Origin of the sequence: Zhihengliuella halotolerans, from assembly GCF_004217565.1 — a bacterium.
GTDB lineage: Bacteria > Actinomycetota > Actinomycetes > Actinomycetales > Micrococcaceae > Zhihengliuella > Zhihengliuella halotolerans.
This window is the reverse complement of the sequence record NZ_SHLA01000001.1, coordinates 767,597-794,287: the sequence shown is the minus strand read 5'-3', so window position 1 is coordinate 794,287 and position 26,691 is coordinate 767,597. Positions and strand designations below refer to the sequence as shown.

Below are 26,691 nucleotides of genomic sequence, written 5' to 3'. Positions count from 1 at the left end.
GCCTACGTCCTGCGTGCGGCTCCCGTCTGGAGGCGACGCAGCACGTCACTCGGATCCACGGAGGGAAACCAGACACCTATGGCGCGTCGGCAGAGTTCGATACTCGACGAGGACTTCACGGAGAACATCGTGGACGTCGATGTCACCAGCGAGATGGAGGACTCCTTCCTGGAGTACGCCTACTCGGTGATCTACTCGCGCGCCCTCCCGGACGCCCGCGACGGCCTCAAGCCTGTCCAGCGTCGCATCCTCTACATGATGACGCAGATGGGCGTACGCCCGGACAAAGGCCATGTGAAGAGCGCCCGCGTGGTCGGCGAGGTCATGGGCAAGCTGCACCCGCACGGCGATGGTGCGATCTACGACGCGATGGTCCGCCTCGCCCAGCCGTGGGCGATGCGCCTGCCCCTGGTCGACGGGCACGGGAACTTCGGTTCGCTCGACGACGGCCCGGCCGCCGCCCGCTACACCGAGGCCCGGATGGACGCGACCGCCGTCGCGATGACGGACAACCTGGACGAGGACGTCGTCGACTTCGTCCCCAACTACGACAACCAGCTGACCCAGCCCGACGTGCTGCCCTCGGCGTTCCCGAACCTGCTGGTCAACGGCACGACGGGCATCGCCGTCGGCATGGCCACCAACATGGCCCCGCACAACCTCGGCGAGGTCATCGCCGCGGCCCGACACCTCGTCGCGACCCCGGAGGCCACGCTCGAGGACGTCATGAAGTTCATCCCCGGCCCCGACCTGCCCGGCGGCGGCATCATCGTCGGGTTGGACGGCATCAAGGACGCATATGCGAAGGGGCGCGGCTCGTTCAAGACCCGCGCGAAGGTCGCCCTCGAGCAGATTTCGGCCCGCAAGAAGGGCCTGGTGGTCACCGAGCTGCCCTACATGGTCGGCCCCGAGAAGGTCATCGAGAAGATCAAGGACGCGGTCACGGCGAAGAAGCTGACCGGGATCTCCGACGTCGTCGACCTCACCGACCGCAAACACGGCATGCGGCTCGTGATCGAGCTGAAGAACGGCTTCAACCCGAACGCGGTGCTCGCCCAGCTCTTCAAGTTCACGCCGATGGAGGACTCCTTCGGCATCAACAACGTCGCTCTCGTCGACGGGCAGCCCCGGACCATGGGCCTGCTGGAACTGCTGCAGGTCTACGTCGGTCACCGGCTCGACGTCGTCCGCCGCCGCACCGCGTTCCGCCTCGGCAAGCGGCGCGACCGGCTGCACCTCGTCGAGGGCCTGCTCGTGGCGATCCTCGACATCGACGAGGTCATCCAGATCATCCGCACTTCCGATGAGACGGCCGCGGCCCGCGAGCGCCTCATGAAGATCTACGACCTCACCGAGGTCCAGTCGAATCACATCCTGGAGCTGCGCCTGCGTCAGCTGACCAAGTACTCGCAGATCGAGCTGGAAGCTGAGCGCGACAAGCTCAAGGCCGAGATCGAAGAGCTCGAAGCCATTCTCGCCTCCGACGAGCGCCTGCGCGACGTCGTCTCCACCGAGCTGGCCGACGTCGCCGAGAAGTTCGCGACGCCGCGGCGGACCGTGCTGCAGAAGAAGGACGACGGAAAGCCACTGAAGGGCTCTGCACTGCCGAGCGAGCCGGCCGCCCCGGGGGCCAAGACGTCGGTACCGCTCGAAATCGCCAACGACCCCTGCTACGTACTGCTTTCCGCATCGGGCCAGCTCGCGCGCACGGCCGACCGTTCCCCGCTCGGCGAGACCGGGCCGCGCGTCAAGCACGACGCCGTCCGATCCCTGGTGCCGACCACGGCCCGGGGGGAGGTCGGCGCGCTGACGTCGGCGGGGCGCCTGATCCGCCTGCAGGTCGTGGACATGCCCGTGCTCGCCCCCTCCCCCGGTTTCCCGCCGCTGGCCCAGGGCGTCCCCGTCAAGGAGTTCGCCACCATGCAGAAGGGCGAGTCCGTCGTCGCGATCGTCCCGATGAACGAGCCGTTCGCCCTCGGCACGGCTGCCGGTGTCGTCAAGCGCGTGAGCCCTGACTACCCGCTCAACCGCGACGAGTTCGAGGCCATCACGCTCAAGGACGGCGATGAGGTCATCGGGGCGGGCGCGGCCCGCGACGACGACGCCCTCGTGTTCATCACCCGGCAGGCGCGGCTGCTGCGCTTCCCCGCCGCCACCGTTCGCCCGCAGGGTCGGCTGGCCGGCGGCATGGCGGGCGTCAAGCTCGCCGCGGACGACCGGGCGCTCTTCTTCGGTATCGCCGCCGACGACGACCGCTCCGTCGTCGTCACGATCGCCTCCGGCTCCGGCGCGCTGCCCGGCACCGAGGCGGGCACCGTGAAGGTCACTCCGCTCGCCGAGTACCCGACGAAGGGCCGCGCCACGGCCGGCGTCCGCGCGCACCGCTTCCTCAAGGGCGAGGACAACCTGTCCCTGGCGTTCGCGGGCCCCGGGCCGGCGAAGGCCAGCTCGGCCGCGGGCGTCGCCCGCGCCCTGCCCACCGAGCACGGCCGACGCGATGGCTCCGGGGTGCCCCTCGCGCAGCGGATCGAGCTTCTCGCCGGCACCGTCAGCGGTCGCGATGATGCCCCGGAGGGCGACGGCGCCGCGTCGGAGTCCGATTCGGTGCTGGAGTCGCTGCGGAGCGAGGAACCGCGCCGCGCGCCGCTGGCGGCCCCCGAGCAGGACTCGATCCCGTTCGGCGACCCGGGCGTCGTCGAGACCGACTAGGCCGGCGCCCCCACCGCGCCGAGGCGCACGCGGACGTCACCGGCGGCGCCGAGGCGTTCGTCGTGAGTGACCAGCACGACCGCCCGGTCGGCGAGCGCCGCGCGCAGGTCCGCGATGAGCGAGGACGCTTCGTCCTCACCCAGGTGGGCGGTCGGCTCGTCGAGGAGGACGACGTCGGCCCGCGCCACGAGCGCCCGGGCCACGGCGAGGCGCTGGCGCTGCCCGCCCGAGAGCGCGTGCCCGCCTGAACCGATGCGGGTGTCCAGACCATCCGGCTTCCCCTCGAACCAGGGGCCGAGCCCCACATGTTCCAGGGCGGCGAGCAGTTCCTGATCCGTCACCGGGTCACCCTGGTCCCCGCGGCCGAGGCCGAGGTTCGCGCGCACGCTCGAATCGAAGAGGTGCGCCTCCTGAGGGCACCAGGCGATCCGGGAGTGATCTGCGTCATACGCCTCCCGCCATGCGCCAGAGCGCAGCACCTCGATGCGTCCGGCGCCCGGCGCGAGCTCACCGAGCAGGACCGCCAGCAGCGTGGATTTTCCGCTGCCCGAGGGCCCGGACACGACCGCCCAGCTCCCTCGGACGACGCCGGCGCTCACCCCGGACAGGACACGCTCCGCGCCGTCTTCCCATCCGGCGTCGACGTCTACGGCGCGCAGGCCGTCGATCGGGCTTGTTCCGGTGGCCGGCTCGGCGAGGTCCGCATCTTCGGAGGGCAGCACGGCCGCCAGCCGCCGCACTCCCTCGTCGAGGGAACGGGCGTTCTGCGCGGCGGTGGCCGTCGTCGCCATGGGCTCGGCCAGGGCGAGCAGCAGCAGCGCGCTCATGGCTGCGGTCTCGCCCCCGTGGCCGGCGGAGGCGAGAAGCGCCGCCACCGCTCCGACCGACGCGATGCCGGCTGCCGCGGCCGCGGCCACCGACTCTGCGCGCCCGGTGGCGACGAGCCGGGCGGAAGCGGCTCCGTCGTGCCGGGTGAAGGCTCGCAGGGCCGTCGCCGCGGCGCCGTTGGCGCGCAGCTGGTCCGCCGCGCGGAGCAGGACGGGCACGCGGCGGGCGAGCCACGCCCGGTGCTCGATCACGTCAGCGCGGGCCGCGGCGTCGATCCGGACGACGACGGCCGGCAGCACCACCCACCCGAGCACGGTCGCGGCGAGGGCCACCCAGAGCGCGTCCGGCGCCCAGGCGCCGATGGCCGTGCAGACGCCCGCCGCAGCGAGCAGGCCCGTCACGGGAGGGAACAGCACACGCGGCAGGCCGTCGCGGACCTCGTCGAGCCGGGTCACGAGATACTCCAGCGACCCGCCGCCGCGCGTGATCCGCCCCCACCACCGCGGCGAGGCGACGAGGCCGTCCCACACGCGCTGACGAGTTGTGGATGCCCAGGTGAGCAGGGCGTCGTGCACGAGCAGCTGTTCCGTGTAGCGCGCGACGGAGCGCCCGATGCCGAAGAAGCGGACGCCGACGATCGCGACCATGAGGTGCAGCATGGGCGGCTGGTGGCTCGCGGAGACGATGAGCCAGCCCGAAACGCCCGTCAGGGCCGCGGCGAAGAGCGCCGAGACCGTCCCGACGGCGAGCGCCAGGGCGACGCGGCGCCGGGGCAAGCCGCCGAGCACGGCGCGCCACGCGGCCCCACGGGCGGAGGCCTCGGGCGTCGCATCCCGCGCGCCGGGGATCGCGTCGCTGTGGGGTGCGTCGGTGGTTCCGGGCGATTCAGCGGGGGCCCGCTGTCCGCGCAGTCGCGCGGCGAGCCGGCGATCGTGCGTCGCCACGAGCGCCGCGCGCCCGGCGATCAGCTGCACGACGACGTCGCGCACCCGCTCGGCGTTCTCCGCGTCGAGGTGCCCGGTGGGTTCGTCGGCGAGGACGACGTCGACCGGGGCACCGTGCCGGACCCGGGCCACCGCGCGGGCGATCGCGAGCCGGCGCAGCTCCCCCGGGCTCAGCGTCGCCGGGTCCGCGTCGCCGGTCCCGTGCAGGCCCACGGCCTCCAGCACGGCGTCCCCTTCGCGGCGTGCCAGCGGACGGCCGGCGTAGAGGCCGAGCTCGTCCGCGACCGTCGACTCCGTCGTCGTGGGGTGCTGCGGGATCCAGAGCGTCCGCTCGGCGTCGACGACGTACCGCCCGCGGAGTGCGGCGTCGGGCAGGGTCCCGGCGACGGCGGCGAGCAGGCTGGTCTTGCCGCTGCCGCTCGGGCCGTCGAAGACCTCCACGTCGCCAGGACGCAGGGCGAGGCTCACGGGTCCGACGACGGCCTCGCCGTCGTACTCGACGGCGAGCCCGCGCAGCTCGACCCCGCCGGCGGGTGCACCCACGCGCGCCACGCCTGCGACGGGAGTCACCGGCCGGACGCGACCCGCCTCGTCCACCCGTTCGCGCGTGCGGCGCAGGGCCTCGACCCCGTCCTCGGAAGCGTGGAAGGCCGCCCCCACCTCGCGCAAGGGCAGGAAACACTCCGGTGCCAGGATCAGGGCCACGAGCCCGGCCGTGAGCTCCATGTCGCCATGCACGAGCCGGACGCCGACGAACACCGCGACCACGGCGACTGAGATCGTGGCGATGAGCTCGAGCGCCAGGGAGGACAGGAAGGCGGTCCGCAGGGTCTCCATCGTCGTCGCACGGTAGCGTTCCGATACCTCGCCCAGGGCCCGGCGCTTGGCGCCGGCGCGGCGGAGCCCGATGAGGGCAGGCAGCCCCTGGGCGAGTTCCAGCAGGTGCGAGGAGAGCCGCGCGACGCCCGCGGCCGCGGCAGCGATCCGCTCCTGCGTGTGCAGCCCGATCAGCACCATGAAGAGCGGCACGAGCGGGACCGTCAGGGCGACGATCAGCGCCGAGACCCAGTCGGCGGCGAGGATGCGCAAGCCCACGACCGCGGGGACTACGGCCGCGGTCATGAGCGCGGGGACGTAGGTGGTGAAGTAGGCGTCGAGCCCGTCGAGCCCGCGGGTGGCCAGCGCGGAGACTGTGCCGACGTCGTCGTGGCCCGTGGCGGGCCGGCTCGTCATCCGGTGCCGCAGCAGCCGCGAACGCAGCTCCTCCTTCGCGCCGAGGCCCGCGCGCTGCGCGAGAAGTTTCGTGGCCCCGATCGCCCCTGCGCGAAGACCCGCGCCGAGAAGCCCCCAGACCGCCAGCCGGGTCGCATCGAGCCGATCGCCGGAGGCCACCTGCCCGATTCCGACGGCAAGCGCGTCCGCGACGAGAATCAGGCCGACGGCCTTGGCGAACGCGAAGGCGGCGAGCAGGGTGAGGCGGCGGCGCGTGCCGGGCAGATCGGCTTCGAGCAGCGGGGCCAGGGGCGACGTCGTGCGAGCCATCAGACGATCCGCGTGACGGCGTGCGCTTCGGGGATGTGCGCCTCGGTGATCCGGCGGCGGAAGACCCAGTACGTCCACGCCTGGTAGCCGAGCACGAGCGGCAGCCCGAAGGCCGCAACGATACTCATGAGCTGCAGCGTGTACGGCGTGGAGGAGGCGTTCGACACGGTCAGATCGAATGCCGCGTCGAGCGTCGAGGGCAGCACGGCGGGATAGGCGGACGTGAAGATCGCCGCGACCGAAGCGAGCAGGAAGAGGCCGAGGAACAGGAACGCCCGGCCCTCAGCCCGACGCGCGGCGGAGCGCCACGAGGCCAGCGCCGCCGCCACGCCGATGGCGAGCACGATCACCGCGGCCGGACGCACGTTCCCCGCCACGACGACGACGGCCCAACCGGCGAGCGGGGCCAGCAGCACCGGCGCCCAGCGCGCGAGCAGGCGGGCGGAGCGCGCCCGCACGTCGCCGTCCGTCTTCAGAGCCAGGAACGCGAGCGCCTGGGCCAGGCAGAAGCCGACGACGGCCAAGCCGCCGAGGACCGCCTGCCAGCTCAGCCACGCGAAGGGGCCGCCCACCCGGTCACCGTTGGCGTTGAGCGGGAGCCCCGTCGTCGTCACCGCCAGCAGGGTGCCGACGCCGAAGGCGATCACGAGGCTTCCGGCCGAGAGCGCGAGCGTCCACAGTCGGCGCGTGAGGGCCGTCTCCGCCTTGCCTCGGTATTCGAAGGCCACGGCCCGGAAGATCAGGGCCAGCAGCACCACCACGAGAGGTACGTACATCGCGGCGAACAGCGACGCGTACCAGTGCGGGAAGGCCGCGAAGGTCGCCCCGGCGGCCGTGATCAGCCACACCTCGTTACCGTCCCAGACGGGGCCGACCGTGTTGATGAGCAACCGGCGCTGCTTCTCCGAGCGGGCGAAGGGGCCGAGCAGCATGCCGACGCCCAGATCGAAGCCCTCCAGGAAGAGGTACCCGGCCCAGAGGACCGCGATGCTGATGAACCACAGCGTGGGAAGAAATTCCATGACGAGCCCCTTCTCTAGTAGGCGAAGGCCAGGACGTCGTCGTCCTGCCCGGCGCCGTCGTCCGTATCATTGAGCTCCGGCATCGCCGAGCCCACGCCGCCGCCGACGTACCGCCACAGCAGCACCACCTCGACGACGAGCAGCACCGCGTACACACTCGTCAGCGCGACGAGGGAGAAGAGCATCTCCCCCGCGCTCACCCCGGGCGAGACGGCTGACGCCGTGAACATGAACACCTGATCGACGCCGTCGAACGTGGGATTCGGCGCGACGACGAAGGGCTGGCGTCCCATCTCCGTGAAGATCCAGCCGGCGCTGTTGGCGCCGAACGGGGCGAGGATTCCGAACACGGCCAGGCGCGAGAGCCACCGTCGCTGCGGGACCGTTCCCTTGCGCACGATCCACAGCGCCACCGCGGCCGCAAACGCCGCCAGGCCGCCGAAGGTGATCATCATGCGGAAGCCCCAGTAGGTGACCTCCATGAGCGGCAAGTAGTTGATCTCCTGACCGGCGCGCTCGCCGTACATCGGGTCGTCGGGCAGGTGTGTCCCGTACTTCTCCTGGTACTCCGGCAGGAGCGTGTTCACTCCCTTGATCTCGGTGGTGAAGTCGTCGTTGGCGAGGAAGGAGAGCAGCCCGGGGATCTCGTAGACGGCGACGATGTCCTCGCACGTCGTCGCACCGTCCGCGGAGAGGTTCCCGATCGAGAGCACCGAGAAGCCGGTGCCGTCGTGGCAGGCAGCCTCGGCCGCGGCCATCTTCATGGGCTGCTGCTCGAACATCAGCTGTGCCTGCGCGTGGCCGCTGAAGGCCACGCCGAGGAAGGAGATCAGCGCGACAACGGCACCGAGCCGCAGCGACGTGATCCAGACGCGGTAGTCGGTTTTGTCGCGGTTGCGCCCCCGGGAGGTGTCCTCACCGACGACGACGCGGCCGGTCGCGTCGACGGTGTCGATGCCGGCGGCGCGGCGCTTGTACAGGTGGAACCAGGCGATGCCGAGCAGGAATGCTCCGGCGACGGCGAACGCGCCGAAGATCGTGTGGGGGAACGTCACGAGCGCCGTGTTGTTCGTGAAGACGGCCCAGGCATCGGTCATGACGCCCCTCCCGTCGACGAGCTCGGTGCCGACGGGGTGCTGCATCCAGGAGTTGGCGACGAGGATGAAATAGGCGGAGAAGACCGTCGCCAGCGACGCGCACCAGATGCAGGCGAGGTGAACAGCCTTGGGCAGCCGCTTCCAGCCGAAGATCCACAGCCCGAGGAAGGTCGACTCGACGAAGAAGGCCAGAAGGGCCTCCATGGCCAACGGAGCCCCGAAGACGTCGCCGACGAAGCGGCTGTACTCGCTCCACGCCATGCCGAACTGGAACTCCTGGACGATGCCGGTGGCGACGCCCATGATGAAGTTGATCAGGAAGAGCTTCCCCCAGAACTTGGTCATGCGCAGGTAGTGTTCGCGTCCGGTCACGTGCCACGCGGTCTGCAGGCTCGCGACGAGGACCCCGAGCCCGATCGTCAACGGGACCATGAGGAAGTGGTAGACGGTCGTGATGCCGAATTGCCAACGGGCGATGTCGAGCGGGTCCAAAGGTGCCTCCCGGATGGGTGCGTGCCGGACGTTCAGAACGCTACCGGCGTGACTTCTACGAGCCGTAGAACGACTTCTACGCTACGTAGAATACCCCTCGTTCTACTCCACGTAGAAATCTGGACCGTTTCGCGGTAAATTTGTAGTTCAGGATTCTGTCGAAACTTCACCTTGGAAAGCAGGACTACGCAGTGGCCTCACTTGGCGACCTCGAGCGTGCGGTCATGGACCTTCTGTGGGACAGCACCGAAGCCCAGACGGCCAACAGCCTCCGGGACGCGCTGGCGCATTCGGGCACACAGGACGGCAAAGAGCTGGCCGTGACCACCGTCCTCACGGTGCTTGCCCGCCTCGAGAAAAAGGATCTCGTCACCCGCGAGCGCGACACGCGTCCACACCGGTACCGCGCGGTCATGAGCCGCGAGGAGCACACCGTAGAACTCATGAATGAAGCCCTCGGCAACGTCATGGACCGCGAGGCGGTCCTTGCACGGTTCATCGGCGGCATCTCGGGCGGCGAGGCAGCCGCCTTACGCCGTATCCTGGAAGACGGCCCCGCCAACTCCACCGGACCCGCGCGTGACCCCGAATCGCGCTCGGCCCCGTCCGGCCAAACGGCCTAGCCCGACTGCGGGCCCGGGCCCATCGTGCTGCTGACCTCGTACCTGCTGGCGGGTCTGGCCATCGCTCTGGCGTGGCCCGTCCCGGTCTGGCTTTCGCGTGCCTCGTTCACCAGTCGCTCGCCTTTCACGACACTGATCTTCTGGCAGGCCATCGCCCTCGCCGGCGGGCTGTCGATGATCGGATCGATGCTGATCTGGGGGCTTGCTCCGCTGGGTGACAACCTGCTCGCGGGGCTCGGCGGACTGTGGGACGTGTTCTCGGGGCGCATCTCGGCGGACCGACTCGGCCCCGTGCACCTCTTCGCGCTCAGTGCCGCGGTCCTACTCGGCCTCCACCTTGTCTTCACGCTGCTGCTGACCTGGGTCCGCGTCAACCGCCACCGGTCGCGCCACCGCAAGCTGCTGGCGCTGCTCTCGAACCCGGCGCCTTCCGACGCCCGGACTGTCGTCGTCCAGCACGATGCGCCCGTCGCGTACTGCCTTCCCGGGCTCACGAGTTCTGTGACCGTGGTCTCCCGCGGACTCATGGACGCCCTGGATCCAGCCGGGCTCAGGGCCGTCCTGGCCCACGAACGGGCCCATCTGGACCAGCGCCACGACCTGCTGGTGCTGGCGTTCGAATCGTGGCATCAGGCCTTGCCCTGGCTTCCCACCTCGAAGCTCGCCCGCGGTGCCGTGCACGAGCTGATCGAGATGCTGGCCGACGACGCCGCCCTGCGCCAGGTCGATTCCGCGGTCCTGTTGCGCGCGCTGATCACCGCGGCCACCGGCCAGGCACCGCCGCCCGGCGCAGCGTCCGGACTGCCGGAGGGCGACCTTTCCGCGCAGCGCCTCAAGCGGCTGATCACACCGGCGCCGCGCCTGCCGAAGACTTCGCGGGTGGCGCTCGTCGCGGCGGCCGCCCTGCTGGTCGTGGCCCCGACTGTTCTGCTCGTGGCCCCGGCCCTGCCGCTCTGAACCGGCAGGGTTCAGAGCGGATCAGACGTCGATTTGTTCGCGATCCAGCCGTTCGGATCCGGTGATGATGAACTCCTTGCGCGGGGCGACGTCGCTGCCCATCAGCAGCTCGAACACCCGCTCGGCCTGCTCGGCATGGTCGATGTTCACCCGGCGCAGTGTGCGATGCCGCGGATCCATCGTCGTTTCAGCCAGCTGCTCGGCGTCCATCTCACCCAGCCCCTTGTATCGCTGGATCGGCTCCTTGTACTTGCGGCCCGCGGCCTCGAGCCCGTCGAGGACACGGTGGAGCTCGGCCTCCGAGTAGGTGTAGACCATCTCGTTGCTCTTGGAGCCCGGGTTGATCACTTCGACGCGGTGCAGCGGGGGCACCGCAGCGTAGACACGACCGGCCTCGACCATGGGCCGCATGTAGCGGAAGAAGAGGGTGAGCAGCAGCGTGCGGATGTGGGCGCCATCGACGTCGGCGTCGGTCATGAGAACCACTTTGCCGTAGCGCGCTGCGGACAGATCGAAGCTCCGGCTCGAACCGGCCCCGATGACCTGGATGAGGGCCGCACACTCCGTGTTGGAGAGCATGTCGCCGACGGAGGCCTTCTGCACGTTGAGGATCTTGCCGCGGATCGGCAGTAGCGCCTGAAAGTCCGAGCTGCGCGCCAGTTTCGCGGTCCCGAGCGCACTGTCGCCCTCGACGATGAAGAGCTCGGACCTCTCGACGTCGTTGCTTCGGCAGTCCGCGAGCTTCGTGGGCAGGGACGAGCCCTCGAGGGCCGACTTCCTGCGCTGGGTCTCCTTGTGTACGCGCGCGGAGATGCGCGACTTCATCTCGTTGACGACCTTCTCGAGAAGCAGCGTTGCCTGCTGCCTGTCGGCACGGGCGCGCGAGTTCAGCTTCTCCTGCAGCGACTTCTCGACGACTTTCGCGACGATCTGGCGAACGGCGGAGGTGCCGAGGACTTCCTTCGTCTGGCCTTCGAACTGCGGTTCGGCCAGGCGAACGGTCAGCACCACGGTGAGCCCGGCCGTCACATCGTCTTTCTCGACCTTGTCGTTGCCGGCCTTGAGCCGACGGGCGTTGGCCTCGATGTGCTTGCGGAACGTCTTCAAGATGGCCTGGTCGAAACCGGTCTGGTGCGTGCCGCCCTTGGGTGTGGCGATGATGTTGACGTAGCTTCGACTCGTCGTGTCGTAGCCGACGCCCCAGCGCAGGGCGATGTCGACCTCGCAGGCGCGCTCGACGTCGGTGATCTGACTGTGCCCGCTCTCGTCGAGGACGGGGACGGACTCCGTGAAGGTGCCGGTCCCGTGGAAGCGCCAGACGTCGGTCACCGCCGCGTCCGGGGCGAGGTACTCCACGAACTCGGAGATGCCGCCGTCGTGGTGGAAGACCTCCGTGACGGGGCCGTCGGCGCCGGGTGTCCCGGGAAGCCGCCGCTCGTCGCGCAGTTCGATCTTCAGGCCGGGCACGAGGAAGGACGTCTGGCGGGCGCGATTCTGCAGGTCCTCGTAGGAGAATTTCGCGTCGCGGGTGAAGATCTGGTGGTCGGACCAGTAGCGGATGCGGGTTCCGGTCACGCCCCGTTTGGCCTTGCCGACCACGTCGAGCTCGGAGCCCTCGACGAAGGGGGCGAAGTCGGCGGTCGGCTTGGGCTTGCCGCTGTCTGCGAAGCGGCCCGGCTCGCCGCGTCGGAACTGCATCCGATACGTCTTGCCGCCACGGTCCACTTCGACGTCGAGGCGCGAGGACAGCGCATTGACGACGCTGGCGCCGACGCCGTGCAGTCCGCCCGAGGCTGTGTAGGACCCGCCACCGAATTTTCCGCCGGCGTGCAGCTTAGTGAAGACGACCTCGACGCCGGTCAGGCCGGTCCGCGGCTCGACGTCCACCGGGATGCCTCGGCCATCATCCCAGATCTCTACGGAGTCGTCCGGGTGCAGGATGATACGGATGTTCTGGCCGTGGCCGGCGAGTGCCTCGTCGACGGAGTTGTCGATAATCTCCCACAGGCAGTGCATGAGCCCGCGGGAGTCGGTGGATCCGATGTACATGCCGGGGCGCTTACGTACGGCCTCCAGACCTTCCAGTACGGAAAGGTGGCGTGCGCTGTACTCGGAACTAGGTGCCACGCGGCTGCAACTCCTCGGGATCTGCGTCGATACGCGGTCTGCGATGATCCCTCCAACCCTACTCCGTGGCGTCGACACGGGCCCGGTGGCTCGCCGCGGGCCGCGCGCTGCGGCCCGTATTCCCGGCGATGCATCGCTACGCGGTGAGCGAAAGGCGGTCCGAATTGCGATGATCCGGGGCCCGGAACTGGTTGTATTAGGTACTACCGATATTGAGGAGGTCGTCATGAATGCAACTTCAGTGGCAACACGTGGTCTCACCGCGTTGGATCGTTGCGATCGCTGCGGAGCCCAGGCTTACGTGCGCGCGGTTTTGGCGACCTCGGGCGGAGAACTGCTCTTCTGCGCACACCACGCACGCGAGGTCGAGGCCAAGCTTCGCCCGCAGACCGCGGAGTGGCAGGACGAATCCAGCAAGCTCCACGAGAAGCCGGTGTTCTTGGACGCGGACTGACCGCATCCGGCACCGCTGACAGGACCCGTTCGGGGCCGATCCTTCGGGGTCGGCCCCGAAGTGCGTTCCGGGGCCGGCGGGACCGTCGCAAAAGACCGGTGGCCCGGCCCCACGAGGGAGCCGGGCCACCGGTCACGGACGCGTGTCTACTAGTCCAGGTAGTCCCGCAGGACCTGCGAGCGGGACGGGTGCCGGAGCTTGGACATTGTCTTGGACTCTATCTGGCGGATGCGCTCGCGCGTCACTCCGTAGACTTTTCCTATTTCGTCTAAAGTCTTCGGCTGTCCGTCGGTCAGGCCGAAGCGCATGGCGACGACGCCGGCCTCCCGCTCCGAGAGCGTGTCCAGCACGGAATGCAGCTGTTCCTGCAGCAGTGTGAAACTGACCGCGTCGGCCGGCACGACCGCTTCGGAGTCCTCGATGAGGTCGCCGAATTCCGAGTCCCCGTCTTCGCCGAGCGGCGTGTGCAGGGAAATGGGTTCGCGACCGTACTTCTGGACTTCGACGACCTTCTCAGGGGTCATGTCGAGTTCCTTGGCCAGCTCCTCCGGCGTGGGCTCGCGGCCGAGGTCCTGGAGCATCTGGCGCTGCACGCGGGCGAGCTTGTTGATGACCTCGACCATGTGGACCGGGATGCGGATGGTTCGCGCCTGATCGGCCATGGCGCGAGTGATCGCCTGACGGATCCACCAGGTCGCGTAGGTCGAGAACTTGAAGCCCTTGGTGTAGTCGAACTTCTCGACGGCACGGATGAGACCCAAGTTGCCTTCCTGGATGAGGTCCAGGAAGAGCATGCCGCGGCCCGTGTAGCGCTTCGCCAGCGACACCACGAGGCGAAGGTTCGCCTCGAGGAGGTGGTTCTTCGCGATCTTGCCGTCGTGCACGACCTGCTCGAGGTCCCAACGCAGGCGCTTGTCGAGCTTGTCGCCGCCCTGCGCGAGCTTGTGGGTCGCGAAGAGTCCGGCCTCGATGCGGAGCGCAAGATCCACTTCCTGCTCCGCATTCAGCAGGGCGACCTTGCCGATCTGCTTGAGGTAGTCCTTCACGGGGTCGGCCGTGGCGCCGGCGACGAGCACCTGCTGCTGCGGCGCGTCGTCCTCGTCCGTCGTCAGGACGAACCCGCGGCTCTCTTCCTCGGGCTTGCCGTCCTTGTCGGCGGCGGGCTTCTGCTCCTCCGCCGCCTCGGCCGCCGGCGCAGGCTCCGCAGCCGGAGCGGCCGCCGGCTTCTTCGCCCGGGTCGCCTTGGCAGGCGCAGTACCCGACGCCTCGGCCGCCGCCTTCTTGCGTGCCCGCGTGCGGGCCGCCTTCTGCTGCGGCGTCAGCTCCTCATCCTGAGGGGCGTCTGGTTCGGCGGCAGGAGCCGACGACTGCTGATCCCGCGTCCGGGCGTTCTGAGAACTTGTCTCGGTTGCTGGCACGAATAACCTTCCTCACGTGTGATCCGTGGAGTCTCCCGGTGGGTAACGCCACTATGACCCTGTCAAGTCCGGGTGGCCGCACACGGCGGTCCCGATCGCAGGGTCCTCGTACTGTCGAACGCCTGCAATCGCTCCGGTGTTCCCAATTTCTGTGAAGAAGCTGGATTTCTCGCTCCACCTGTCAGGGTGACTCGAGGGCCGGAAACACGGACCCAACGGGGTCTCGGGTCCCATTGTCTCACGAAATGGCAACCGATGGGTTCATCAGTAGGCGCAGGTCGGGAACGGAACGGATCAACACTAGGCCGCCTTGTGCTCCTCCATCGGGCGCCAGGCCCGACTCCGGTCCTGGACCCAGGTGGCGAACTCTCCGCGGTTCATCATGGTGGTCGCGATCAACGCGAGGTCGTCCTGGCGATCGACTCCCCCGCCGCACTCGAGGAGCGCCTTGGATGCGGTACTCCGCCCGCGCGCCCACTCCATCCACGCCATCATCGTCAGCAGCGAGGATCGGTCACGCCCCTCGGTTGCGGGGACAAGCGCGTATCCGATGTCCCAGAGACGGTCCATCCGCCGCCAGTCGGGGGCGACTTCGGCCTGGCCCGTGATGAATCGAACGGCCCGTTCAGCCAGCCGGTGCGAGTCCGCCATGAGGCTCCCGATGTCATCGGGGTCGTAACCGAGGTCGCCCTCTTCTCGGGGGATGTCGGCGTAGCCTCTGGCGTCGGCGGCCATCGACACGAGCATGTTGCGCAACTGGTACCGGTGGAGGCTGGCGACGAGGGTGGCGGTGAGGTCCGGGTCCGCCTTCAGGCCGGCGACAGCCTCTGCCGCGGGCATCTGCAGCAACAGCTCCCAGCGACCGAGCAGCTGGCGCAGCGTGTAGCGCGAACGGCTGCCGTCGAGGTGCCCCCGGACGCCTCGCCTGACGTCGTCCAGACCGGGCCACGGCTGCGTGTTCGTCCCGTCCCAGACCCCGACTTTGGGCGCGCTGCCGCGAAACGTCATTTCCGCGTTGGCTTCGGTCCCGAGCAGCGCGTCGACCGAGTGCCCGGCGGCGGGACAGCAGGTCGGGCGCGGGCAGGCATAGTGCAACCAGCGCGAGCCCCCGACGTACCAGGCCCCGGCGACCGAGACTCCCGCCAGGGCGAGGGATACTCCGAGGTGCTCGAGCACGTCTGAATGCGGCAGATCCCGTCCGGGCGGAGACTCGCCGTAGGCGACGAGCAGGGCCCCGTCGACGTCCACGAGCGGATCGATCAGGCGCCCGACCCGGGCCGAGAAATCGAGGCAGTCCGCTTCCGACGTCATCCCGTCCCGCTGGGGCCGCGGCAGGTCGACGCGAAGGGTCGCCACGAGGCGCCGACCGGAGAGCAGCAGGAGGGCGAGCGAACGCTCCGGTTCGAAGCCGAGAAGGTGCGGGACCAGCGCAAGGACATTGGGCGAGTCCGAGACGGACAGGCGATCGGTGGTGGGTTCCGGGGATGCAGGGTGTCTTGTCATAACAGCACCCTGCCGAGCGCCGGCCCCGCCCCACAGCCCACGAGCCCGAACTGTGGAAACTTCCGCCGGCCCTCACTCCTGTGGACGGCCCGTGATCAGCGCGTCAGTCGTCTTCGGCGCGCCGCCCCGACAGGTAGGCCTCGATCGCGTGACCCAGATCGTCGCCGTCGGGCAGTTGCTCGTCGGCTCCGAGCAGCAGCGAGCGGCGCTCCTGCTGCGGGACGTGCTCGTCGAAGCGCTGCTCGAACTTCGAAACCATCCGCTGGATCTCGGGCGACCCGGCCACCTGGGACTCGATCTGTTCCCCGACGCTTCGTCCGGCTTCCCGCAGGCGGTCCGTCGGCAGGCCGAGACCCATGGCGGCCCCCAAATGCTCGAGCGCCGCGACCGCTACCTGCGGGTACTCGGCATCGCCGAGATAGTGCGGCACGTGCAGCGTGAAGCCGACGACATCGCGGCCGCGCTGTGCCAGCTCTAGCTCGATGAGGTGCGCGGCCGACGCGGGCACCTCGGCGGTCGGGTTCCACGTCGTCACCCCTTCCGCCAGGTCCGGCCGGTTCCCGTAGACAGTGACCCCGAGCCTCCGGGTGTGGGGTACGGGCATCGGCACACCGTTGAAGGACGCGGCCAGTCGCACGTTCAGCGCCATCGACAACCGCACGACGGCGGCCGCGAACCGATCCCACTGGAGGTCGGGTTCCGGGCCGGTCAACAGCAGGAAGGGAGTGCCCAGCCCGTCGGTGAGCGCGTAGAGCTCGATCCGCGGTCGCTGGTACGCGGTGAAGTGGTCCCCGAGGAACGTGATCTGCGGGCGGCGCTCGCGATAGTTGATGAGCTGGTCCGCATCGAAGGTGGCGACGAGCCGGGCATCGAGCTCGTCGAGGAGCGTGCCGCGCACCTGCCGCAGCACGTGGCCGGCATCGGCGTGGCCATCGAGCGCGATGATGAGGTCCCGCCCCTGCAGGGACGCGTCGTCGACCACCTCGTCGTTCAGACGGATCAGCGACAATGGATCCAGCACGTTCTCTCCTCTCGCAGCACTCGTCGGGCCCGAACGGGCCCACGTACGTCAACCAGCGTCGGCGGTGGTTTGTTCCCCGTCCGCACCGCAGCCTGATTTCGCCCAGCGGCGAAACAACCCCTCTATTTTAGCGGGTCCGCGCCGAGGCCGGTGTGGCAGGCGTTACGATGCAAAGGACCCATTAAATAGTTTCGGACCGCCCTCGATCGCGGCCCGATGACCGTCCGGCAGCGGATGGGCCCGCGCCAGACATTAAGGATTTCAGTTTTCGTGATCACTAGCAGCGACCTGAAACTAACGGCCGTTTCAACCGACATCAAACGTGTCTCCGCCGATGCCCTGGTAGTGGGCCTGGCGGCCGCCGCGGACTCCGCCAAGGAGGCCCCGCGCCTCGTCGCCTCGCCGCTGCCGAAGGCAGAGACCGCCGAGCTCGAGCGCGCGCTCCGACTCGCCGGCGCGACCGGCAAGGCCGACGAGATCGTGCGCCTGCCAGCGGGCGATGGGACGAAGGCCGACGTCGTCATCTCCGTGGGCCTCGGCAAAGTCACCGATGCTTCCGTCGATATCGAGACCCTGCGCCGCGCGGCCGGCTCGGTCGCCCGGCAGGTGACGGGCCTCGAGAAGATCCTGTTCGCCCTTCCGGCGGCGGACCTCGCCTCCGCGGCGGCCGTGGCGGAGGGTATTGCCCTCGGCGCCTATCGCTTCGAGAGCCTGCGCTCGTCGAAATCGGAGGAATCCGTGCTTTCCGAGGGCATCGTCGCCACGGACGCGGCAGTCGAGGCCGAGCTGCCGGCCGCGTTCAAGCGCGCTGCCGTGGTCGGCCGCGCGGTGCGCGCCGTGCGCGACCTCGTCAACACGTCCTCGAACCTCCTCTACCCGGAGACGTTCGCCCAGGTGGCGTACGACGGCGGCAAGGCCCACCGCCTGAAGGTCACCGTGCTCGATGAGAAGCGCCTCGAGAAGGACGGCTACGGCGGCATCATGGGCGTCGGACGCGGCTCCGACCGGCCGCCGCGCCTGGTCAAGGTCGAGTACGCCCCGTCGAAGCCGAAAAAGCACCTGGCCATCGTCGGCAAGGGGATCACCTTCGACACCGGCGGCATCTCGATCAAGCCGGCGGCCAACATGCACCACATGAAATCCGACATGGCCGGCGCCGCGACCGCTCTGCAAACGGTGCTCGCCGTTGCCGAGCTCGGGTTGCCCGTGAAGGTGACCGCGTGGCTGTGCCTCGCGGAGAACATGCCCTCCGGATCGGCGACCCGCCCCGGCGACGTCGTGACGATGTTCAACGGCAAGACCGTCGAGATCCTCAACACCGACGCCGAGGGCCGTCTGGTCATGGGCGACGGCCTCGCCGCCGCCAGCCTGGAGAAGCCCGACGTCGTCCTCGACATCGCGACCCTAACCGGCGCCCAGATGGTGGCTTTGGGCCGCCGCACCACCGGCCTGATGGGCGACGACGAGGTCCGCGACGCGCTCAAGGCGGCGGCGGACGCCGCCGGCGAAACCGCCTGGCCGATGCCGCTGCCGGAAGAACTGCGGCCGTCGATCGCTTCCGAGGTCGCTGACCTAGCCAACATCGGCGAGCGCTTCGGCGGCATGATGACCGCGGCCGTCTTCCTGCAGGAGTTCGTCGGCGAAGTCGACGGCCACCGGATCCCGTGGGCCCACATCGATATCGCCGGGCCGTCGTTCAACGACTCCGGGGCCTTCGGCTACACGCCGAAGAACGGCACCGGGACGATGGTGCGCACCCTGGTCGCCTACACCGAGTCCCTGGCGGTCTGACCGGACCGTCCGGATCACACCAGGGCGCGCCGAAAATCACATGAAAAGAGATTCAGCGTGAGAAGCCCGTCACGGCGCATTGATTTACGACGTGACGGGCTTCGCGTGTGTCTTGCCCGGATGCCACCCAGGGTGTAATCCGGCTAAGGTACTTCATGACAGAACACCACAAGGACCAGTGGCGACGACCGTCACCGCCGGTTTCCCCATAGCAAATCCCGAATCCTCGGGAGACCATCACATCGCGAGGGAGCGTTCACGTGGCCGATACGGCAACAACGCAAGAATTTGACGTCCTGATCCTCGGCGGCGGCAGCGCCGGCTACTCGGCCGCGCTGCGCTCCGTGCAGCTCGGAATGACCGTCGGACTGATCGAGAAGGCCAAGGTGGGCGGAACGTGCCTGCACACCGGCTGCATCCCCACCAAGGCGTACCTGCACTCGGCCGAGCTGGCCGAGAACGCACGCGAGGGCGCCAAGTACGGCATCAACACCGCGCTCGAGTCCATCGACATGGCCAAGGTGCGCGATTACAAGGACGGCGTCGTCGCCGGCAAGTTCAAGGGCCTCACCGGTCTGCTCAAGATGAAGAAAGTCACGGTCATCGAGGGCTCCGGCCGTCTCGTCGGCCAGGACACCATCGATGTGGATGGCGTCCAGTACAAGGGCAAGAACATCATCCTCGCTTCCGGATCCACGGCCAAGACCATGGGCATCGAGATCGGCGGCCGCGTCCTGACCTCGACCGAGGCCTTGAACATGGACTCGATTCCGAAGTCCGCCATCGTCCTCGGCGGCGGCGTCATCGGCGTCGAGTTCGCCTCCGTCTGGAAGTCCTTCGGCGTCGACGTGACCATCATCGAGGGCCTGCCGAGCCTCGTGCCGAACGAAGACCCGGCCATCATCAAGAACCTCGAGCGCGCGTTCAAGAAGCGCGGCATCAAGTTCAACACGGGCACCTTCTTCGAGAAGGTCGAGCAGAACGACGACGGCGCCAAGGTCACGCTGGCCGACGGCAAGACGTTCGAAGCCGATATCGTGCTCGTCGCGGTCGGCCGCGGCCCTGTCACCGAGGGACTCGGCTTCGAGGACCAGGGCGTCCCGATGGACCGCGGATTCGTCCTGGCCAACGAGCGCCTGCACACCGGCGTCGGCAACATCTACGCCATCGGCGACATCGTCCCGGGTGTGCAGCTCGCGCACCGCGGCTACCAGCACGGCATCTTCGTGGCTGAGGAGATCGCCGGCCTCAACCCGGTCGTCGTCGAAGACGTCAACATCCCGAAGGTCACCTTCTGCGAGCCGGAGATCATGTCCGTCGGCTACTCCGAGCCGAAGGCCGCTGAGAAGTACGGCAAGGACGCCATCGAGACCCAGGAGTACAACCTGGCCGGCAACGGCAAGTCCTCGATCCTCGGCACGAGCGGCATCATCAAGCTCGTCCGCGTCAAGGACGGCCCCATCATCGGCGTGCACGGCATCGGCGGACGCATCGGGGAGCAGATCGGCGAGTCGCAGCTCATCGTCAACTGGGAGGCCTACCCGGAGGACCTCGCGCCGCTCATCCACGCACACCCCACCCAGAACGAGTCGATCGGCGAGGCCGCGCTGGCCCTCGCCGGCAAGCCGCTCCACGGTTGATGACCGTGGGTGCTCCGCACCACTGCCACCTGCGATCGTCATCTCAGCGGTCGCAGGGGCTGGTTGGTCGACGGTTGCACTAAGCTCGCAAATAGTCGTTCGAGGCCGCTCCCACCGCGCCGTCGGCCGTGATTGAGAACCAAGTCCATAGGAGGACGGGGACGAAATGTCTGAAACCGTGAACTTGCCCGCCCTCGGTGAAAGTGTCACCGAAGGTACTGTTACCCGCTGGCTCAAGGCCGTCGGCGACCGCGTTGAGGTCGACGAGCCGCTGGTGGAGGTGTCGACCGACAAGGTCGACACCGAGATCCCGTCGCCGGTCGCCGGCGTCATCGAAGAGATCCTCGTCGGCGAAGACGAGGAAGCCGAAGTCGGTTCCCCGCTCGTGCGCATCGGCGACGGCTCCGGCGCGGACTCCGGCGAGGCGGAAGCCCCGGAGGCCGACGAGGCCCCCGCCGAGAAGGAGGCTCCTGCGGAGAAGGAAGCTCCCGCAGAGGAGGCTCCGGCCGCTGAGTCTCCCGCCGCCGAGTCCGCACCGGCAGCATCCGACGACGCCACCGAGGTCACCCTGCCCGCCCTGGGCGAATCGGTGACCGAGGGCACCGTGACTCGTTGGCTCAAGGAAGTCGGCGACGAAGTCGCCGTCGACGAACCACTGCTCGAGGTCTCGACTGACAAAGTCGACACCGAGATCCCGTCTCCCGTGGCCGGCACGCTGCTCGAGACGCGCGTCGCCGAGGACGACACGGCTGAGGTCGGCGCCGTCCTGGCACTGATCGGTTCTGGTGCCGCTCCCGCAGCAGCCCCGGAGGCCCCGAAGTCAGAAGAGCCCACGCCCGCAGAAAGGCCGGCCCCGGAGAAGGAAGAGGCCCCGGCCGCACCCGCGCCGAAGGCCGAGACTCCTGCCGCCGCTTCGACGCCGGAGGCCCCCGCTGCTCCGGAGTCGGCCGGCGACGGCTACGTGACACCGCTGGTCCGCCGCTTGGCCAACAAGAACGACATCGATCTGAACTCGATCAAGGGCACCGGCGTCGGTGGCCGCATCCGGAAGCAGGACGTCGAAGAGGCCATCTCGGCCAAGGCGTCTGCCGCCCCGGCCGCGGCGCCCGCGGCCGCACCGGCTCCCTCCGCCCCGGCCGCGCCGAAGGTCGAGGCGTCGTCGCTGCGCGGCACGACGGCCAAGGCCCCGCGCATCCGTCAGGTCATCGCCCGGCGCATGCGCGAGTCGCTCGACGTCTCGACCCAGCTGACGCAGGTCCAGGAAGTCGACATGACCCGCGTCGCCAAGCTGCGCGCGTCCGCCAAGGCCAACTTCAAGGCCGTCAACGGGACCAACCTGACCTTCCTCCCCTTCATCGCGAAGGCAGTGGCCGAGGCGCTCAAGCAGCACCCGACGCTCAACGCCGAATACGACGAGGAGAAGCAGGAGATCACGTACCACGGTGCTGAGCACCTGGCGTTTGCCGTCGACACCGAAAAGGGCCTGCTGGTCCCGGTCGTCCAGGACGCAGGCGACCTGAACCTCGCCGGCCTGGCGAGCAAGATCGCCGATGTCGCGGGACGCACCCGCGACGGCAAGATCGGACCGAACGAGCTCTCCGGCGGAACGTTCTCGATCACGAACATCGGCTCCGTGGGCGCCCTGTTCGACACCCCGATCATCAACCAGCCGCAGGTCGCCATCCTCGGAACGGGCGCCATCGTCAAGCGTCCCGTCGTCGTCACGAACGACGAGGGCGACGACACGATCGCCATCCGCCACATGATGTACCTCTCGCTGACCTACGATCACCGTCTGGTCGACGGGGCTGACGCAGGGCGCTTCCTGCAGACGCTCAAGGCCCGTCTCGAAGGCGGCGCATTCCAGGGCGATCTCGGCCTCTAGAGGTCGTCCGCAGTTGACGCCGGTGGGCGGTCACTCGTCACGAGTGACTGCCCACCGGCGTTGTTGTCTGCGCGCCCCAAGCGCTTTTCGACACGGCGTCGAAGTGGCCTAGACTAGGAGGCATGGACTTCCTGCACACTCTCCTGGTCTTCTTTCACATCCTCGGCGCCGCCGCTCTCGTCGGCGGCTGGCTTGCGGCGTTCAAGACGCCCACCGTCGGCACGTGGCAGTTCATCGGCGCCTGGGTCCAGCTGGTCACCGGCCTCGGGCTGACCGTGCTCGCGGAAATGGGCGAGGATCCCGTGAACCACGCCAAAATCGGCGTCAAGCTGGTCCTGCTCATCGCTGTTCTGGTCGCGGCCATCATCGGCCGCAAGAAGATGAAGAAGGGCGAGGACGTCCCGAAGGGCATCGCCCACACCGTGGGTGGCTTCGCGCTCATCAACGTCGCCCTGGCCGTCTTCTGGTCCTGAGCCTCAGACTTCTCCGGTACACTCCGGACGCGAAAGCGGCCGCCCCATGGGGCGGCCGCTTTTTCGTTCGCCGGCTACCGGTCCTCGGCTGATTCGATCGAGGCGATCCGCCAGCCTTCGCCCGTCTCCGCCAGTTCGAGCTCGAGCGCCTGCTCCTCGGCGTCCGGGACGGTCTCGACCCGGGCGCCGGAGGCATCGAGGACCGAGTACGGCAGGATGCGGCTCGTGACCCGCACGCGCTGCGAGTCGGCGGCTTCCTCGAGGACCTCCGCGTCGCTCATGGAGATGGACAGGTCGTCGTAGCGGCGCCCCTGGGCGACGAGCTCGTCGATGACCTCCAGGTCGCCTGCGGCCGCTTCCGGAGAGGCGTAGACCTCGTCCAGGAGCTCCGGATTCAGCGTGGTCAACGCTTCGCTTCTCCGTTCCGCGAGCGCCTGCACGACCCCGCCCACGCCTTCCGGGGCGGCTGGCGCCGGCGGGTCGGTGTTGCCGCTCGCGGCCGTCGAGCCCGGGCTCTCCCCCGCCCCCGCGTCGTCATCCGTGGTCAGGACGCCGCTGGCGGCCGCCCAGATCAGGCCGCAGGCAGCGAGCACGACGACGACGCCCGCCACCGCGACCGACCGCCAGTGGCGTGCCAGTCCGACAGGGCGTGCGGAGGCTCCCGCCGGGCTGCGCCGGGCGGGGCGGCGCCGGGCCGGTCGCGTCGGCACCGGAGCCGGAGCGGCAGCGGGAGCGTCGTCCCGCGACGCGTCGGTTCGCGGCGCGGGACCGGTCAAGTCCAGCGGTTGGGGCTCGCCGGCGGCAAAGATACCGGCCCAGAAGTCCTCCGCGCTCGGACGCCGGTCCGGTTCCGAATCCAGCGAGCGCTCGAGAAGATCCGCTGCCTCCGCCGGCAGCTCCGGCAGCGGGCGTCGCCCCGGCTCGGTGCCGGTGAGAGCGAACCAGGTGAGCGCACCGAGGGCGTACACGTCAGCCGGCCGCTCATCGCTTCCGCTTCTCTCCGTCTCGAGTTCAGGCGCCGAGAATCCCGGCGGCCGGGCCATGCTGCCCCGTCCGCCCAGGAGCGACGAGACGCCCAGGTCGGAGAGTTTCGGCCGGCCCTCCGCGGTGAACAGCACGTTGCTCGGGCCCACATCGCCATGCGCGGCACCCTGCTCGTGCAAGTAGGCGAGAGCGGACGCGATCGGCGCGACGAGCGTCACGGCCTCCCCCGGGGCCATGGGTCCGTGGCGCGCGATCAGCTGGTCGGCTGAACCCTGCGGCAAGAACTCCATCAGCAGCCCCGGGCCCGATTCCGCCGTGGCCCACCCGTGCAGTTCGACCAGATGATCGTGGCGCAGGGCCTGCAGGGCCTCCGCCTCACGCCGACGGAGCTGGAGTCCGTTCTCGGCGTCGGCCAGAACTTTCAGCGCATAGGTGCCCACCCGCCCGGCGCGGCGGACCTCATAGACGGTCCCGGTCGCGCCAGCGCCGACCGTGCGCAGGATCTCGACGCTCTCGCCGCCGCGCAGGGCGTCGGAGACGTTGGCGTTCTCGGAGTCTTCTCGCATTCCGCCGGCTCTACCGGCGGCCTCCGCCGTCGTGGATTGAATCTGCTCGTTTCTCGCCATACATCAGTTCTATCCGCTTTTTGCTCCGTTCCGAAGTTATCCACAGGGCTCGGCGTTACCTAAGTGGCATCCGGACCTGCCCTCGGCGTACGCTGTCGCACATGTCACTGACCTTCCGACGACTCGGCCTCGAGCCAGATTTCGTTGACTACAGCGAATGCTGGGAGCTTCAACGAACCATCCACTCCGGAGTCTTGGCCGACGAGCGTCCCCCCGAGGTCCTGCTACTGGAACACGCCTCGGTTTACACGGCAGGCAAGCGCACTGAAGAGATCGACCGCCCCCGCGATGGAACACGCGTCGTCGACGTCGACCGTGGCGGCAAGATCACCTGGCATGGCCCAGGCCAGCTCGTCGCCTACCCCATCGTCAAGCTCGCAAGCAGGGGCGCCGTCAAGGACTACGTGTGGCGACTCGAAGAGGTGTTGATCAACGTCGTCGCGGACTACGGCATCGTGGCCACCCGCGTCGACGGGCGCGCTGGCGTGTGGGTCCTCGGCACCGACGGCGCCCAGGACCGCAAGATCGCCGCCATCGGCATCCGCGTGCTCAAGGGCGTGACGCTCCACGGCTTCGCGCTGAACTGCTCCAACTCGCTCGCTGCCTACGGTCAGATCATCCCGTGCGGCCTCACGGACGCCTCCGTGACTACCATCAGCGCTGAGGCCGGACGCGAGGTCAAGCCGAACGACGTCGTCGTTCGCGTCGAGGAAGAATTCGAGCGGCTGCTACCCGCGGCCTTGGCTCCGACACCGGCCGACGAGGCCGCCCCCACCGAACTCACCACCCAGGGAGTAACCGCATGACCTTGGCCCCCGAAGGCCGTCGCCTTCTTCGCATCGAGCAGCGCAACGCGTCGACCCCGGTGGAGCGGAAGCCCGACTGGATCAAGGCGAAGGTCAACATCGGCCCGGAGTACGTCGAGCTGAAGAAGCTCGTCAAGTCCGAGGGACTGCACACCGTCTGCCAGGAGGCCGGCTGCCCGAACATCTTCGAGTGCTGGGAGGACCGCGAGGCGACGTTCCTCATCGGCGGTTCCGCATGCACCCGCCGCTGCGACTTCTGCCAGATCGACACGGGCAAGCCCGATCCCGTCGACCGCGCCGAGCCGTTCAAGGTCGCCATGAGCGTGAAGAAGATGGAGCTGCGCTACGCGACAGTCACCGGCGTCGCACGTGATGACCTCGAAGACGAAGGCACCTGGCTGTACGCCGAGACCGTGCGCCAGATCCACCGGATGAACCCGGAGACCGGCGTCGAACTGCTCATCCCCGACTTCTCCGGCAACCCGGACCACCTCGATGCCATCTGCGACGCGGCCCCGGAGGTCTTCGCGCACAACGTCGAGACCGTCCCGCGCATCTTCAAGCGCATCCGCCCCGCGTTCCGCTACGATCGGTCGCTCGGCGTCCTCACGCACGGACGCAATCGCGGCATGATCACCAAGGGCAACCTGATCCTGGGCATGGGCGAGACGCGCGAGGAGATCTCGCAGGCGCTGCAGGACCACTTCGACGCGGGTTGCGACCTGATCACGATCACGCAGTACCTGCGGCCGAGCAAGCGCCACCTGCCGGTGGATCGCTGGGTCAAGCCCGAGGAATTCGTGGAGCTGAAGCAGGAAGCGGAGGAGATCGGCTTCCTGGGCGTCATGAGCGGGCCGCTCGTGCGGTCGTCCTACCGCGCCGGAACGCTCTGGCGCGAAGCGATGAAAAAGAAGGGCCGGGAGATCACGTAGAATTAAGCCATTATGGCCAACACCTCTAACAGCGCATCCGCACAGGAGCCGCAGAAGCGCGGCCTCTTCAAACGCAAGCCCAAAGAAGAGAAAGCAAACAAGGAGCCCGGGCGCCTGAAGCAGATCGCTCAGGTGTTCAAGATGACCCGCAGCCACGACCCGAGCGTCGTCTGGTGGATGGCCCTCGTGTTCCTCGGCGTCGTCGCCGTGGGCCTCGTTGTCGGCCTCCTCGTCAACAACTGGGTCACCCTCCTCCTGATCTCGATCCCGATCGGCCTGCTGCTGGCGATGATCGTGCTCTCCCGCAAGGCCGAAACGGCAGCCTTCGCCCAGATCGAGGGCAGGCAGGGCGCCGCCGGCGCCGCCATGAGCGTCCTCAAGCGCGGCTGGAACATCAAGGAAGAGCCCATTGCCGTGAGCCCACGGACCCAGGACCTCGTGTTCATGGCCATCGGGCGGGCCGGCGTCGTCCTCGTGACCGAGGGCCCCACGGGCCGCGTCAAGACGCTCGTCGACGCCGAGCGTCGACGCATGTCGCGCGTGCTGCCGGACGTGCCGATCCACGTGATCAACGCCGGTTCCGGCGAGGGGCAGACGAAGCTCGGCGACGTGGCCAAGAAGATGAAGAAGCTCCCCAAGAAGCTCAACAAGACCGAGGTCCACACGATCGACCGCCGCCTGAACGCCCTCGGCACCGGAAAGCTGCCCGTGCCGAAAGGCATCGACCCGATGCGCGCCCGTCCGGACCGCCGCGCCACGCGCGGCCGGTAACACACTCGGCCCGACATGAAAGGGGACCTTCCGCATTGGCGGAAGG

19 protein-coding genes are annotated in these 26,691 nt (G+C 68.8%); 11 read left to right on the top strand and 8 right to left on the bottom strand.

What is annotated here, in order from left to right:
* The first annotated feature begins 78 nt into the window (after positions 1–78).
* Positions 79–2,709, top strand: a complete 2,631-nt coding sequence (locus EV380_RS03485) for a DNA gyrase/topoisomerase IV subunit A (protein WP_130449375.1) — start codon at positions 79–81, stop codon at positions 2,707–2,709.
* Here EV380_RS03485 and cydC read toward each other — a convergent pair.
* The 3 genes from cydC to EV380_RS03470 are packed head-to-tail and all read right to left on the bottom strand — an operon-like array spanning position 2,706 to position 8,634.
* Complete coding sequence (cydC, locus tag EV380_RS03480) at positions 2,706–6,023, bottom strand: thiol reductant ABC exporter subunit CydC (protein ID WP_130449373.1); 3,318 nt, start codon at positions 6,021–6,023, stop codon at positions 2,706–2,708. The two genes, EV380_RS03485 and cydC, sit on opposite strands and share 4 nt — an antisense overlap.
* Complete coding sequence (gene cydB, locus EV380_RS03475) at positions 6,023–7,045, bottom strand: cytochrome d ubiquinol oxidase subunit II (RefSeq protein ID WP_130449371.1); 1,023 nt, start codon at positions 7,043–7,045, stop codon at positions 6,023–6,025. Before cydB ends, cydC begins: the two co-directional genes overlap by 1 nt.
* A gap of 14 nt (positions 7,046–7,059) precedes the next feature.
* Positions 7,060–8,634 (bottom strand): cytochrome ubiquinol oxidase subunit I, encoded by a 1,575-nt coding sequence (locus EV380_RS03470; RefSeq protein ID WP_102161563.1) that lies wholly within the window; start codon positions 8,632–8,634, stop codon positions 7,060–7,062.
* A gap of 191 nt (positions 8,635–8,825) precedes the next feature.
* Here EV380_RS03470 and EV380_RS03465 point away from each other — a divergent pair, with 191 nt between their 5' ends.
* Complete coding sequence (locus EV380_RS03465; protein WP_130449369.1) at positions 8,826–9,257, top strand: BlaI/MecI/CopY family transcriptional regulator; 432 nt, start codon at positions 8,826–8,828, stop codon at positions 9,255–9,257.
* Between the two features lie 24 nt (positions 9,258–9,281).
* Positions 9,282–10,214 carry a M56 family metallopeptidase gene (locus EV380_RS03460; RefSeq protein WP_102161569.1) on the top strand — a complete coding sequence of 311 codons (933 nt, stop codon included), beginning with the start codon at positions 9,282–9,284 and terminating at the stop codon, positions 10,212–10,214.
* Between the two features lie 21 nt (positions 10,215–10,235).
* On the opposite strand, the gene EV380_RS03455 is transcribed toward EV380_RS03460, so the two are convergent.
* A complete protein-coding gene (locus EV380_RS03455; protein ID WP_130449367.1) occupies positions 10,236–12,341 on the bottom strand; it encodes a DNA gyrase/topoisomerase IV subunit B in 2,106 nt (701 codons plus the stop codon).
* Between the two features lie 226 nt (positions 12,342–12,567).
* Between EV380_RS03455 and EV380_RS03450 the strand changes: the two genes are divergently transcribed.
* Positions 12,568–12,795 carry a DUF7455 domain-containing protein gene (locus EV380_RS03450; protein WP_102161661.1) on the top strand — a complete coding sequence of 76 codons (228 nt, stop codon included), beginning with the start codon at positions 12,568–12,570 and terminating at the stop codon, positions 12,793–12,795.
* A gap of 149 nt (positions 12,796–12,944) precedes the next feature.
* Here the strand turns inward: EV380_RS03450 and EV380_RS03445 are convergent, their stop codons facing one another.
* From EV380_RS03445 to EV380_RS03435, 3 genes are all read right to left on the bottom strand, one after another.
* Positions 12,945–14,213 (bottom strand): RNA polymerase sigma factor, encoded by a 1,269-nt coding sequence (locus EV380_RS03445; protein ID WP_130449365.1) that lies wholly within the window; start codon positions 14,211–14,213, stop codon positions 12,945–12,947.
* 300 nt (positions 14,214–14,513) lie between these two features.
* A complete protein-coding gene (locus EV380_RS03440; RefSeq protein WP_130449363.1) occupies positions 14,514–15,716 on the bottom strand; it encodes a DUF4192 family protein in 1,203 nt (400 codons plus the stop codon).
* Between the two features lie 103 nt (positions 15,717–15,819).
* On the bottom strand, positions 15,820–16,737 hold the full coding sequence (locus EV380_RS03435) for a proteasome assembly chaperone family protein (RefSeq protein WP_130449361.1): 918 nt from the start codon (positions 16,735–16,737) through the stop codon (positions 15,820–15,822).
* A 270-nt stretch (positions 16,738–17,007) separates the two neighbouring features.
* On the opposite strand from EV380_RS03435, the gene EV380_RS03430 reads away from it, so the two are divergent.
* The 4 genes from EV380_RS03430 (at position 17,008) to EV380_RS03415 (ending at position 22,526) form a co-directional block, all read left to right on the top strand.
* Positions 17,008–18,528 carry a leucyl aminopeptidase gene (locus tag EV380_RS03430; RefSeq protein ID WP_130449359.1) on the top strand — a complete coding sequence of 507 codons (1,521 nt, stop codon included), beginning with the start codon at positions 17,008–17,010 and terminating at the stop codon, positions 18,526–18,528.
* A 260-nt stretch (positions 18,529–18,788) separates the two neighbouring features.
* Positions 18,789–20,168, top strand: coding sequence for a dihydrolipoyl dehydrogenase (gene lpdA, locus EV380_RS03425; RefSeq protein WP_102161579.1), 1,380 nt, complete (start codon positions 18,789–18,791; stop codon positions 20,166–20,168).
* A 166-nt stretch (positions 20,169–20,334) separates the two neighbouring features.
* Positions 20,335–22,053 carry a 2-oxoglutarate dehydrogenase, E2 component, dihydrolipoamide succinyltransferase gene (gene sucB / locus EV380_RS03420; RefSeq protein ID WP_130449357.1) on the top strand — a complete coding sequence of 573 codons (1,719 nt, stop codon included), beginning with the start codon at positions 20,335–20,337 and terminating at the stop codon, positions 22,051–22,053.
* A gap of 122 nt (positions 22,054–22,175) precedes the next feature.
* Positions 22,176–22,526 carry a hypothetical protein gene (locus tag EV380_RS03415; protein ID WP_130449355.1) on the top strand — a complete coding sequence of 117 codons (351 nt, stop codon included), beginning with the start codon at positions 22,176–22,178 and terminating at the stop codon, positions 22,524–22,526.
* Between the two features lie 74 nt (positions 22,527–22,600).
* Here the strand turns inward: EV380_RS03415 and EV380_RS03410 are convergent, their stop codons facing one another.
* Positions 22,601–24,136, bottom strand: coding sequence for a protein kinase domain-containing protein (locus EV380_RS03410; RefSeq protein ID WP_130449353.1), 1,536 nt, complete (start codon positions 24,134–24,136; stop codon positions 22,601–22,603).
* A gap of 101 nt (positions 24,137–24,237) precedes the next feature.
* Between EV380_RS03410 and lipB the strand changes: the two genes are divergently transcribed.
* From lipB to EV380_RS03395, 3 genes are read left to right on the top strand one after another with little or no spacing between them, the layout of a single operon-like run.
* Positions 24,238–24,942 carry a lipoyl(octanoyl) transferase LipB gene (gene lipB, locus EV380_RS03405; protein WP_130449352.1) on the top strand — a complete coding sequence of 235 codons (705 nt, stop codon included), beginning with the start codon at positions 24,238–24,240 and terminating at the stop codon, positions 24,940–24,942.
* Complete coding sequence (lipA, locus tag EV380_RS03400; protein ID WP_130449350.1) at positions 24,939–25,874, top strand: lipoyl synthase; 936 nt, start codon at positions 24,939–24,941, stop codon at positions 25,872–25,874. Before lipB ends, lipA begins: the two co-directional genes overlap by 4 nt.
* A gap of 12 nt (positions 25,875–25,886) precedes the next feature.
* Entirely contained in the window at positions 25,887–26,645 is a 759-nt protein-coding gene (locus EV380_RS03395) for a DUF4191 domain-containing protein (RefSeq protein WP_102161593.1), read from the top strand.
* Positions 26,646–26,691 lie beyond the last annotated feature (46 nt).